11 protein-coding genes are annotated in these 12,138 nt (G+C 56.5%); 8 read left to right on the top strand and 3 right to left on the bottom strand.

Going from position 1 to position 12,138, the window contains the following annotated elements:
* The first annotated feature begins 44 nt into the window (after nucleotides 1-44).
* Nucleotides 45-1,913 carry a low affinity potassium transporter Kup gene (gene kup, locus N5J69_RS17275; RefSeq protein WP_279771801.1) on the top strand — a complete coding sequence of 623 codons (1,869 nt, stop codon included), beginning with the start codon at nucleotides 45-47 and terminating at the stop codon, nucleotides 1,911-1,913.
* 15 nt (nucleotides 1,914-1,928) lie between these two features.
* Here the strand turns inward: kup and qseC are convergent, their stop codons facing one another.
* Together qseC and qseB are read right to left on the bottom strand one after the other, a co-directional pair.
* Entirely contained in the window at nucleotides 1,929-3,284 is a 1,356-nt protein-coding gene (gene qseC / locus N5J69_RS17280) for a quorum sensing histidine kinase QseC (protein ID WP_279771804.1), read from the bottom strand.
* The gene (qseB, locus tag N5J69_RS17285) at nucleotides 3,272-3,943 is read right to left on the bottom strand and encodes a quorum sensing response regulator transcription factor QseB (protein ID WP_279771806.1); all 672 of its coding nucleotides are present in this window, start codon (nucleotides 3,941-3,943) and stop codon (nucleotides 3,272-3,274) included. Before qseB ends, qseC begins: the two co-directional genes overlap by 13 nt.
* Nucleotides 3,944-4,105: 162 nt before the next feature.
* Here qseB and N5J69_RS17290 point away from each other — a divergent pair, with 162 nt between their 5' ends.
* From N5J69_RS17290 to rbsR, 7 genes are all read left to right on the top strand, one after another.
* The gene (locus N5J69_RS17290) at nucleotides 4,106-4,513 is read left to right on the top strand and encodes a YgiW/YdeI family stress tolerance OB fold protein (RefSeq protein ID WP_279771808.1); all 408 of its coding nucleotides are present in this window, start codon (nucleotides 4,106-4,108) and stop codon (nucleotides 4,511-4,513) included.
* A gap of 182 nt (nucleotides 4,514-4,695) precedes the next feature.
* Entirely contained in the window at nucleotides 4,696-5,115 is a 420-nt protein-coding gene (gene rbsD, locus N5J69_RS17295; RefSeq protein ID WP_279771809.1) for a D-ribose pyranase, read from the top strand.
* A gap of 7 nt (nucleotides 5,116-5,122) precedes the next feature.
* Complete coding sequence (gene rbsA / locus N5J69_RS17300; RefSeq protein ID WP_279771811.1) at nucleotides 5,123-6,631, top strand: ribose ABC transporter ATP-binding protein RbsA; 1,509 nt, start codon at nucleotides 5,123-5,125, stop codon at nucleotides 6,629-6,631.
* Complete coding sequence (gene rbsC / locus N5J69_RS17305; protein ID WP_279771812.1) at nucleotides 6,628-7,599, top strand: ribose ABC transporter permease; 972 nt, start codon at nucleotides 6,628-6,630, stop codon at nucleotides 7,597-7,599. Before rbsA ends, rbsC begins: the two co-directional genes overlap by 4 nt.
* Nucleotides 7,600-7,624: 25 nt before the next feature.
* Nucleotides 7,625-8,500 carry a ribose ABC transporter substrate-binding protein RbsB gene (gene rbsB, locus N5J69_RS17310; protein WP_279771814.1) on the top strand — a complete coding sequence of 292 codons (876 nt, stop codon included), beginning with the start codon at nucleotides 7,625-7,627 and terminating at the stop codon, nucleotides 8,498-8,500.
* A gap of 62 nt (nucleotides 8,501-8,562) precedes the next feature.
* Nucleotides 8,563-9,492, top strand: coding sequence for a ribokinase (gene rbsK, locus N5J69_RS17315; RefSeq protein ID WP_279771815.1), 930 nt, complete (start codon nucleotides 8,563-8,565; stop codon nucleotides 9,490-9,492).
* A gap of 13 nt (nucleotides 9,493-9,505) precedes the next feature.
* A complete protein-coding gene (rbsR, locus tag N5J69_RS17320) occupies nucleotides 9,506-10,489 on the top strand; it encodes a ribose operon transcriptional repressor RbsR (protein ID WP_279771816.1) in 984 nt (327 codons plus the stop codon).
* Here the strand turns inward: rbsR and mdtD are convergent.
* Nucleotides 10,486-11,886 (bottom strand): multidrug transporter subunit MdtD, encoded by a 1,401-nt coding sequence (mdtD, locus tag N5J69_RS17325; RefSeq protein ID WP_279771817.1) that lies wholly within the window; start codon nucleotides 11,884-11,886, stop codon nucleotides 10,486-10,488. The two genes, rbsR and mdtD, sit on opposite strands and share 4 nt — an antisense overlap.
* Nucleotides 11,887-12,138: the final 252 nt, after the last annotated feature.

The raw sequence follows: 12,138 nt of genomic DNA on the forward strand, positions 1-12,138 counted from the left end.
CGAGGGGTTTTCGCACCTCTTAGACTCCAACAAAAGATAACTCTATGAGCTCGGATAATAAGCAGTCACTTCGCGGATTAACGCTGGCCGCTATTGGTGTTGTTTACGGGGATATCGGCACCAGTCCGCTGTATACCTTACGTGAATGTCTCTCCGGACAGTTTGGCTTCGGCGTTGAGCGGGAAGCTGTATTTGGCTTTCTGTCGCTGATTTTCTGGCTACTGGTGCTGGTGGTCTCACTGAAGTACATCAGCTACGTGATGCGTGCCGACAACGCCGGGGAAGGCGGAATACTGACGCTGATGTCGCTGGCGGGTCGCCATACGGGTGCGCGCGCCACGGCGGTGCTGGTGATCATGGGCCTGATTGGTGGCAGCTTCTTCTATGGCGAGGTGGTGATCACGCCAGCTATTTCGGTGATGTCCGCCATTGAAGGCCTTGAGATTGCTGCGCCGTCGCTGGATCCCTTTATTGTGCCGATGTCGATTGCGGTGCTGACGCTGCTGTTTGCGATTCAGAAACATGGCACCGGTATGGTGGGTAAACTCTTCGCGCCGGTAATGCTGATCTGGTTTCTGGTGCTGGCGATCCTTGGGGTTATGGGCATCATGCGAAACCCGGATGTCCTGCATGCGCTGAATCCCGCCTATGCGGTCCAGTTCTTCCTGCACTATAAGTCTGTGTCGTTCTTCGCCCTTGGCGCAGTGGTGCTGGCGATTACCGGTGTTGAGGCGCTCTATGCCGATATGGGTCACTTCGGTAAAGTGCCGATTCGTCTGGCATGGTTTTCGGTCGTGCTGCCGTCGCTGGTGCTGAACTACTTTGGTCAGGGCGCGCTGTTACTCAGCGATCCTAAAGCCATTAAAAACCCCTTCTTCCTGCTGGCACCGGACTGGGCGCTGATTCCGATGCTGATTCTGGCAACGCTGGCTACCGTTATCGCCTCGCAGGCGGTTATCTCGGGTGTCTTCTCGCTGACGCGTCAGGCAGTGCGACTGGGGTATCTGCCGGGGATGCGCATCATCCATACTTCTGAGCGCGAATCGGGCCAGATTTATATTCCGGTGATCAACTGGGTGCTCTACTTCGCCGTACTGATTGTGATTATCAGCTTTGAACATTCAAGCAATCTGGCGGCGGCCTACGGTATTGCGGTAACCGGCACCATGGTGCTGACGGCGATGCTCTCCTGTACCGTGGCGGTTAAAAACTGGCACTGGAATAAGCTGGCGGTCGCCGTTATCCTCGTGCTGATGCTCTGCATTGATGTGCCCCTGTTTAGCGCTAACCTGGTGAAAATCTTCTCGGGTGGCTGGCTGCCGCTCTGCCTCGGTCTGGTGATGTTTGTCATTATGACGACGTGGAAAAGTGAACGTTTCCGCCTGCTGCGCCGTATGCATGAGCATGGCAACTCCCTGGAGGCGATGATTGCGTCGCTGGAGAAATCGCCGCCGGTTCGCGTGCCAGGCACGGCGGTTTATATGTCCCGTGCGCTGAATGTGATTCCGTTTGCCATGCTGCACAATCTCAAGCACAACAAAGTGTTGCATGAGCGTGTGGTGCTGCTGACGTTGCGGACTGAAGATGCACCTTACGTACACAACGTTCGGCGCGTCACCATTGAGCAGCTGTCACCGACGTTCTGGCGGGTGGTTGCCAGCTACGGCTGGCGCGAAACGCCAAACGTCGAGGAGATTTTCCACCGCTGCGGGCTGGAAGGGCTGAACTGCCGCATGATGGAGACCTCGTTCTTTATGTCACATGAGTCGCTGATCATCGGCAAACGGCCGTGGTATCTGCGCCTGCGTGGCAAACTCTTCCTGGCGCTGCAGCGCAATGCGCTCCGTGCGCCAGACCAGTTTGAGATCCCGCCAAACCGGGTGATTGAGCTGGGCACCCAGGTCGAAATTTGATCGACAGCGCCCGCCTTACGGGGCGGGCGCTGACCAGCGCAGCGTGACGCACAGTCCGCCGCCGGTTCGCGGGCTGAACGTAACCTGCATCCCGTGCAGCTGGGCAATATTACGCACGATTGATAACCCCAGCCCGCTACCGCTTTTCTCCTGTCCCGGCGGTCGCCAGAAACGCTCACCGAGCCGTTGCAGATCGGCAGCACTCAGACCCTCACCGTTATCCTCCACCGACAGGCTATCTGCCTGCAGCCGCACATCGACTTCGCTGCCCGCAGGCGTATAGCGAATGGCGTTATCCAGCAGATTCCGCACCAGCAGTGACAGTAACAGCGGATGCCCCTGAATCAGCGGATCAGCCGTCGCGTGCAGCCGTAGCGTGACACCGGCTTTATCTGCCAGTGGCAGCTGTGCCGCCAGCGTCTCCTGCACCGTGCGTTTCAGTGCTACGGGTTCGAAGGCGCTGCGTGCATCATCGGCTTCAACCCTGGAGAGCGTCAGCAGCTGATCCACCAGCCGCGTTGCGCGGACAATGCCGGCGTCCAGTTGCTGCAGCGCATGGGTTCGCATCACTTCATCATCCGCTGTCAGCTGGATCACTTCACTTTGCACCTGCAGCGCGGCCAGCGGACTGCGTAATTCATGGGCGGCATCGGAGGTAAAGCGTCGTTCACGCTGCATCATCGCGCTGATACGTGTGAACAGGCCATTGAGCGCGATCATCAGCGGCTGTACCTCTTTCGGCACGCGATCTGCCTGTAGCGGCGTATCGTCATCGGGTGCGCGCTGCGCCAGCTGCTGTGCCAGCGTTTTCAGTGGCCGCAGTTCAGACCAGACCAGGCCGATGAGCAGCAGCAACATAAAGGGCAGCGCGATAAGCCAGGGCAGCACGCTGGCTTTCATCACATCCCGCGTCATGTCGTCACGGTATTCTGACTCCTGACCCACCACCACCCGAAACTGCTTATCGGGCGTGGTCAGCCAGACAAATCGCCAGCGATCGTCATCATTGGTGAGCTGCCCGTCATGAAATCCCTGATATTCCGCCTCAAACGGCAGATAGCGGCCGTTGTCGCCATCATTCATCACCTGCCTGCCGTCCCGCGTAAAGACCGCAAAGGCCAGCGCATCATCATCCTGTTCGCCGCGATGGTGGCGCAGCATCGCTTTGGTTCCGGGCAGCGTGGTGTGGTCCAGCGAGGTGAAATCCAGCGTCAGCAGGCGCTTAGCCAGCAGCATCTGCTGGGTATCAAAGAGCTCATCAAGGGTTTCACGGGTCTGATGCCAGGCACTCAGGCTGGCACTGGCCCAGCAGATGCCAAGCAGCAGCACGAAGCCGATGCCCAGCCGCAGAAACAGGCTCATTGATCGCATTCAGCCGCTCCCAGGGTGTAGCCGACGCCATGCAGCGTGCGGATAAACTGACTGCCCAGCTTTTTACGCAGATGATGGATATGCACCTCCACCGCATTGCTTGAGACGTCGGCGTCCCAGCTGTAGAGCTTCTCTTCCAGCTGGCTGCGCGTCAGTACCCGGCCCGGGTTGCGCATAAACAGTTCCAGCAGCGCCAGTTCACGGCTTTTTAGCGCAATGGCTTCGCCATCACGCAGTACGCTATGGCTGCCGGGGTGCAGCACCACGTTACCGTGACGGAGTTCGGGCTGCAGCTGGCCGTGACGACGACGAATCAGCGCCTGCAAGCGTGCGGCGACTTCGCTTAAGGCAAAGGGTTTACACAGATAATCATCTGCTCCCAGCTGCAGGCCTTCAACCCGCTGATCCAGCGCATCGCGGGCGGTCAGTATCAGTACGGGCACATCGTTACCCTGTTGCCGCCACTGCCGCAGAATATCAAGGCCATCGCGTTCGGGCAGAGAAAGGTCCAGAATCACCGCATCCCACGGCGCGGCCTCCAGCGCGTTAAAACCCGCCTCACCAGAGATAAACCAGTCAACGCTGAAGCCCAGTTTACTCAGGCCCGCTTTGATACCGTCGCCAATTAAGCGATCGTCTTCAATCAGTAAAATACGCATCACGTCTCCCTGTTCCGATAGCGTTTTATACGAAGCAACTTCCCCTCTGTACAGCTGATTTCGGCGAAAATGGTCTATTTTTATCGCTTAAGAAACTGTTAAGAACTCTATGGTCAACTGGACGCATTCAAACCGAAAACACCACTAAAAAAGGGGTACACCATGAAAAAGCACGCTGCAATTCTGGCCGTCGTTATGCTGGCTTCCGCCCCGGTTTTCGCTGCACAGCAGGGCGGATTTGTTGATCCCAGTGCGCCTGCCGCTCAGACGCAGACGGCGACCGGTCAGGGCGGTTTCCATGCCGATCACACCAGTGTGGTGACGGTGAAGCAGGCCGAAGAGATGAAAGATGACAGCTGGATCACCGTGCGCGGCAAGCTGGAGAAACAGATCGGCAACGAAGATTACCTGTTCCGCGATCAGACCGGCACCATGAAGGTCGAAATCGACCACAAGCACTGGAACGGTCAGACCATCACGCCCAAAGATAACGTTGAGCTGACGGGTGAACTGGACAAAGATTTCAACAGCATTGAGATGGACGTTAAGCAGGTTAAGAAACTGCCGTAATGCCCTTCTTCGGGGCCGCCTGTGCGGCCCTTTTTTCTGCCCGTCCCCTGCCGTAATCTAAATTTTCCCCCGCATAAGCGAAACGTTTCGATGGCGATCACAGATTTCTTCTTTGCCCGTTGAGTTGATGGCGGGTTTTCATACACTCCTGACAGCGAAACGTTTCGCTGTGGAGTGAAAAGATGAAAAAAGGTCGCCTGTTAAACGCTGAACTCTCTCATGTGATTGCCCGCCTGGGACACACGGATACGCTGACGATTGCTGATGCAGGCTTGCCGATTCCGGCAGGACCGCAGCGCATCGACTTAGCGCTCACGCCGGGTACGCCCGATTTTATGCAGGTGGTCAATGCTGTTGCACTGGAGATGCAGGTAGAGCGCGCCCTGATCGCGGAGGAGATTAAGCAGCATAATCCGCAACTTCACAGCGCGCTTGTCGCCGTGCTCGAAGCCTTGCAACAGCACCAGGGAAATATCATCACCATCAGCTACACCAGTCATGAACAATTCAAACAACAAACGCAGCGTAGTCAGGCGGTCATTCGCAGCGGAGAGTGTTCTCCGTTTGCGAATGTCATCCTCAGCGCCGGTGTGACCTTCTGAGGCCGCTATGCAACCTTTACTGCAACTCGACGGCATTGAAAAATCCTTTCCGGGTGTGAAAGCCCTTAAGGGAGCGTCGCTGAATGTCCGTGCCGGACGCGTGATGGCGCTGGTGGGCGAGAATGGCGCAGGCAAGTCCACCATGATGAAAGTGCTGACCGGGATCTATCAGTATGATGCCGGTACGCTGCGCTGGCTCGGTAAAGAGACCCGTTTCAGTGGACCGAAAGCGTCGCAGGAAGCGGGCATTGGCATCATCCATCAGGAACTGAACCTGATCCCTCAATTAACCGTGGCGGAGAATATCTTTCTCGGTCGCGAATATGTCGGCCGCTTTGGCCGTATCCAGTGGCCACGTATGTATGCCGAAGCCGATGCGCTGCTCAAGCGGCTCAATCTGCGCTTCAACAGCCACAAGCTGGTGGGCGATTTGTCGATTGGCGATCAGCAAATGGTCGAAATCGCCAAAGTGCTGAGCTTTGAGTCGCAGGTCATCATTATGGATGAACCGACCGATGCGCTGACTGACACCGAGACGCTGTCGCTGTTCCGGGTAATCAACGAACTGAAAGCACAGGGCTGCGGCATCGTCTATATCTCGCATCGCATGAAAGAGATCTTTGAGATCTGCGATGACGTCACCGTGTTTCGCGACGGTCAGTTTATTGCTGAACATCCGGTCAGTGAACTGACGGAAGAGCGCCTGATCGAAATGATGGTCGGACGCAAACTGGAAGATCAATATCCGCATCTTGACCAGGCACCCGGCGACGTGCGCCTGAAAGTGGAGAACGTCAGCGGACCCGGCGTGGAAAGCGTCAGCTTCAGCCTGCACAAAGGGGAAATTCTTGGCATTTCGGGCCTGATGGGCGCGGGTCGTACTGAACTGATGAAGATCCTTTATGGCGCACTGCCGCGTCATAAAGGCTCACTGTGGCTCAATGGCCGGGAAGTGGTGACGCGTTCGCCGCAGGATGGGCTGGCTAACGGCATCGTCTATATCTCTGAAGATCGTAAACGTGATGGCCTGGTGCTGGGCATGTCAGTGAAAGAGAACATGTCGCTGACGGCACTGGGCTATTTCAGTCACGGCGGCGGCACGCTGAAGCATGCGGCAGAGCAGCTGGCGGTGGGCGATTTTATCCGGCTGTTCAACGTTAAAACGCCCTCTATGGAGCAGCCGATTGGCCTGCTTTCAGGAGGCAACCAGCAGAAAGTGGCGATTGCCCGCGGTCTGATGACCCGCCCTAACGTGCTGATTCTGGACGAACCGACCCGCGGTGTGGATGTCGGGGCGAAAAAAGAGATCTATCAACTGATTAACCAGTTTAAAGCCGAAGGGCTGAGCATCATCCTCGTCTCCTCGGAAATGCCGGAAGTGCTGGGCATGAGCGACCGGATTCTGGTGATGCATGAAGGCCGTATCAGCGGCGAATTTACCCGAGCAGACGCCACTCAGGAGAGCCTGATGGCAGCCGCCGTAGGCAAGCAACACAGCGAGGATTTAGTGGTATGACGACCCAAACTTTACCGGCCAGCCGTCGCTGGTTTAGCAAAAGCTGGCTACTGGAACAGAAGTCGCTGATTGCGCTGATGGTGCTGATCGCCGTGGTGGCCAGCCAGAGCCCGAACTTCTTTACCGTGGCGAACCTGTTCAACATTCTGCAGCAGACCTCGGTTAACGCCATTATGGCGGTGGGGATGACGCTGGTCATTCTGACCTCCGGTATCGACCTTTCTGTGGGTTCGCTGCTGGCCCTGACCGGCGCGGTCGGTGCATCGCTGGTGGGCATGGAAGTCAATGCCCTGGTCGCGGTGGCGGCCTCGCTGGCGCTGGGGGCGGCAATTGGTGCTCTGACCGGCACCATTGTGGCCCGCGGTAAAGTGCAGGCGTTTATCGCCACGCTGGTCATGATGCTGCTGCTGCGCGGTGTCACCATGGTCTATACCGACGGCAGCCCGATTAACACCGGCTTTACTGCCAACGCCGATCTGCTGGGCTGGTTTGGTATTGGTCGTCCGCTGGGTATCCCTGCACCGGTCTGGCTGATGGCGCTGGTCTTTATCGCTGCCTGGTACATGCTGCAGCACACCCGCCTGGGTCGCTATATCTATGCGTTTGGCGGTAACGAAGCGGCAACGCGCCTCTCGGGCATCAATGTGAATCGCGTCAAAATCATCGTCTATTCACTGAGTGGGATGCTGGCGGCGCTGGCGGGCACCATTGAGGTGGCGCGTCTTTCTTCGGCACAGCCGACTGCGGGCACCGGCTATGAGCTGGATGCGATTGCTGCGGTCGTGTTAGGCGGAACCAGTCTGGCAGGGGGTAAGGGACGCATTTTCGGCACCCTGATTGGTGCGCTGATCCTCGGCTTCCTGAATAACGGCCTGAACCTGATGGGCGTCTCTTCGTACTACCAGATGATCGTTAAAGCGGTAGTCATCCTGCTGGCGGTGCTGGTGGATAATAAAAGCAGTAAATAACTCTGACCTTACACAGGATAATAAGATGAAAAAGTTAACCGCACTGGCCATGATTCTTGGCGCAACCCTCAGTACCAGCGCTATGGCAAAAGAGACCATCGCGCTGGTGGTTTCAACCCTGAACAACCCGTTCTTTGTTTCTCTGAAAGAGGGGGCTCAGAAAGAAGCGGACAAACTGGGCTACAACCTGGTGGTGCTGGATTCACAGAACAACCCGGCCAAAGAGCTGGCAAACGTTCAGGATCTGACGGTTCGCGGCACAAAGCTGCTGCTGATCAACCCGACTGACTCCGATGCCGTGGGCAACGCAGTGAAAATGGCTAACCAGGCGAACATTCCTGTCATCACGCTGGATCGTGTGGCGGCGCAGGGGACCGTGGTCAGCCACGTCGCCTCCGATAACCGTTTCGGCGGTAAAATGGCCGGTGATTTCATCGCTAAAAAGGTCGGCGAAAATGCGAAAATTATTGAGCTGCAGGGCATTGCCGGTACCTCTGCTGCTCGTGAGCGTGGCGAAGGCTTCAAACAGGCCGCTGATGCGCATAAATTCCAGATCCTCGCCAGCCAGCCAGCTGACTTTGACCGTACTAAAGGTCTGAACGTCATGCAGAACCTGTTGCAGGCACATCCGGATGTTCAGGCCGTATTCGCTCAGAACGACGAAATGGCGCTGGGTGCGCTGCGTGCGCTGCAGACCGCTGGAAAAACCGGTGTGATCGTGGTTGGTTTTGACGGCACTGCTGATGGCGTTAAAGCCGTAGAAGGTGGCAAACTGTCCGCGACGGTGGCACAGATGCCAGACAAAATTGGCATGATCGGCGTGGATACCGCTGATAAAGTGCTGAAGGGTGAAAAAGTGAAGGCGATCAATCCGGTCGACCTGAAGCTGGTCACTCAATAACTCAAAGAAAAGCAGGGCACCGCGCCACCCTCCCGGTGGCGCACTTATTCCGGACTCCCCTAATGAGCAAAAACGCAAAACTGGCCGTTCTTGGCAGCATTAACGCTGACCACATTCTTAATCTGGCGCACTTCCCCCGTCCCGGTGAAACGGTGATCGGGCAGAATTATCAGATTGCGTTTGGCGGTAAAGGCGCGAATCAGGCGGTCGCAGCGGGTCGTGCGGGTGCCGATATCGCCTTTATCGGCTGTGTGGGTGCTGACGACATTGGCGAACGTATTCGTCAGCAGCTGGCGCAGGACAATATTGATACCTCGCCAGTGGAAGTGGTTGAGGGCGAGTCGACCGGTGTGGCGATGATTTTCGTCAACGAGGACGGTGAAAATAATATCGGCATCTACTCGGGTGCAAACGCGGCGTTAACACCCGATTGCGTGGTACGTCATCAACAGGTTATCGCCAGTGCCGATGCGCTCTTAATGCAGCTGGAATCACCGCTGGAGAGCGTGCTGGCCGCCGCGACACTGGCGCGACAGCATCAGACGCGGGTTATCCTCAATCCGGCACCGGCCACCCCTCTTTCAGATGAGCTGCTGGCGCTCATCGACATTATTACCCCGAATGAAACGGAAGCGGAGAGCCTGACCGGTATTGCTGTTAACAACGATGACGATGCGGCCCGTGCAGCGGCGGCACTGCATGCGAAAGGCATTGGCACGGTACTGATTACGCTGGGTCGTCGCGGTGTCTGGCTGAGCGAGCAGGGAGACGGTCAGCGTATTGCGGGCTTTAGCGTTAAAGCTATTGATACCATTGCGGCGGGCGACACCTTTAACGGTGCTTTTATTACCGCGCGACTTGAGCAGAAGCCGATGTTTGACGCGGTGCGATTTGCCCATGCCGCTGCCGCGATTGCCGTTACCCGTTCGGGTGCTCAGCCCTCCGTGCCGTGGCGTGCGGAGATTGATGAATTTTTGCAGCAGCAGGGCTAAGCGCTTGAGTACCATGAAAGATGTCGCTCGCCTGGCGGGCGTCTCTACCTCCACTGTTTCGCACGTCATCAATAACAATCGCTTTGTCAGTGAAGGCGTGCGGGAAAAAGTTGAGCAGGCGATACGTCATCTGAACTACGCCCCTTCTGCTCTGGCGCGCAGTCTGAAAATCAATCAGACGCACACTATCGGTATGCTCCTGACGACCAGCAGTAACCCTTTTTATGCCGAAGTGGTGCGTGGCGTGGAAGAGAGCTGCTATCAGCGTGGCTACAGCCTGATTCTCTGTAACACGGCGGGAGATGAGGAGCGGATGAACCGCAGCCTGGAAACGCTGATGCAGAAGCGCGTCGATGGTTTGCTGATCATGTGTACGGAAAGCCATCTCCCCTCGGCAGACATCCTGAACCGTTATCCCTCTGTCCCTACCGTGATGATGGACTGGGCACCGTTTGAAGGCCGGGGTGACATCATTCAGGACAATGCGCTGCTGGGCGGTGAGCTGGCGACTCAGCATCTGATCGACAGCGGTTATACCCGCATCGCCTGTATTGCCGGTCCCCAGGATAAAACCCCGGCGCGTATGCGGCTGGAAGGTTATCGCAACGCCATGACAAAAAGTGGCCTGGAGATTTTGCCTGGCTATATCGTGAATGGTGACTTTGAATTTCAGGGTGGCTACAACGGGATGGTTGAGCTGCTGGCGCTGGAAACGCCGCCGGAAGCGGTCTTCACCAGTAACGATGCGATGGCGGTCGGGGTTTATCACGCACTCTATCAGGCTGGCATCCAGGTTCCGCAGCAGATGGCGGTCATGGGATATGACGACATTGAACTGGCGCGCTATCTCACTCCGCCACTGAGTACTATTCACCAGCCCAAAGATGCACTGGGCGAACTGGCGATAGATACCTTGATTCATCGCCTCAGTGAACCCGACGCCAGCCAGCAAACGCTGGTGCTGACGCCGGAACTCGTGATGCGTGGCTCGGTTTAGCGTTTTTTCTTCCTGTCGCGATTCGTGATCAGATTACGTCCATCGCCGTTTTTAAGCAGCAGAAAGGTCAGCGCCGACAGGACAGTGACCACACCCATGGTCAGAAACGTGGCGTGGAACTGTGAAATGGTGCTGGTTTCAAACTCCTGATAGAAGCGCAGCACCGCAGCGCTGACCGCCACACCAAAGCTGATTGCTAACTGCTGCGTCACGGCCAGCACACTGTTCCCGCCACTGGCGTTATCATCATCCAGATCGGCCAGCGTAATAGTGTTCATGGCAGTGAACTGCGTTGACATGGCCATGCCGAGAATAAACAGCGGAAGCAGGAGCACAACGATGCTTTCAGCGGGCGACTGCAGCGAGAAGCTGGCGATCAGGATGCCAATAATGGCGGTAATGCCGACCAGCAGGCGGCGGTAGCCCAGCCAGCGCAGCAGTTGTGTCACTGTCGACTTCGCCAGTATCGACCCGATGGCAGTCGGTGCCATCATGCAGCCTGCGATAATCGCTGAATAACCAAAGCCAACCTGCAACATGAGCGGCATTAAGAAGGGGACACAGCCGGTACCGAGACGTGATGCAATGTTGCCGCCAATGCCGACCGAGAATGTCCGGGTTTTAAACATCGGCAGATTGATCAGCGGTGAAGGGTGATTTCTGGCATGCACTATATAGAGGACTAAAAGCACGATTCCACTGAGTAATACGCCACCCGCCAGCCAGGCGGAAACAATCCGCTCGCCGAACAACTCAATCCCAATCGAGATCATTACCAGTCCAGCCCCGAACAAGACGAAGCCCGTAAAATCGAAGCGGCGTTTGGGTGTGGTGAAGTCCGGCATATATTTGCGTGCGTAGATAATGCCGAGAATACCTATCGGGATATTAATCAGGAAGATCCAGTGCCACGTGGCGTAGGTGACCAGCACGCCGCCCAGCATCGGCCCCAGTATCGGGCCAACTAATCCTGGCATAGTGACGAAATTGAGCACCGGCAGCAGTTCACTTCGCGGATAGGCGCGTAACAGCGCCAGTCGTGCGACCGGCATCATCATTGCGCCACCTACGCCCTGTACAATGCGCGATATGACCAGCACTGAAAGCGTAGGTGACAGAGCACAAGCCAGCGAGCCGAGGGTGAACAGCGAAACCGCAATGATAAACACCTTACGTGTGCCGAAGCGATCGGCGAGCCAGCCGCTGACGGGAATCAGCATAGCAACGGTCAGGGTGTAACTAATGACGGCGGACTGCATGGCCAGGGGAGAACGGTCGAGGCTGGTGGCGATAGCGGGCAGGGCAGTATTCAGTATAGTGGCGTCGAGTGACTGCATGAAAAAGGCCATAGCTGCTATCCATGGCAAACCAGCCATGCTGCGCGAGGATTTTATCATTGAGTATCCTTCCTGGGGTTATCCTGCGAGAAGAAGCAAAAGAATAGCACCCGCAATCCGCAACGGCAGGTCTCTTTACAACGTTTGATCGCCGTTTTTGTGCGTTATTCGGCCATGAAACGTCTCTTTTTAAGCCGTTCGTTTAAAAAACCTGCGCTCAGTAAATTAATTTAAAGAAACACTTGTCAGCCCGAGGAAACTCCCTATAATGCGCCTCCATCGACACGGCACACCGGCAACGGGAAACGGGTT

Origin of the sequence: Pantoea sp. GD03673 (assembly GCF_029844725.1) — a bacterium.
Classification (GTDB): Bacteria; Pseudomonadota; Gammaproteobacteria; order Enterobacterales; family Enterobacteriaceae; genus Pantoea.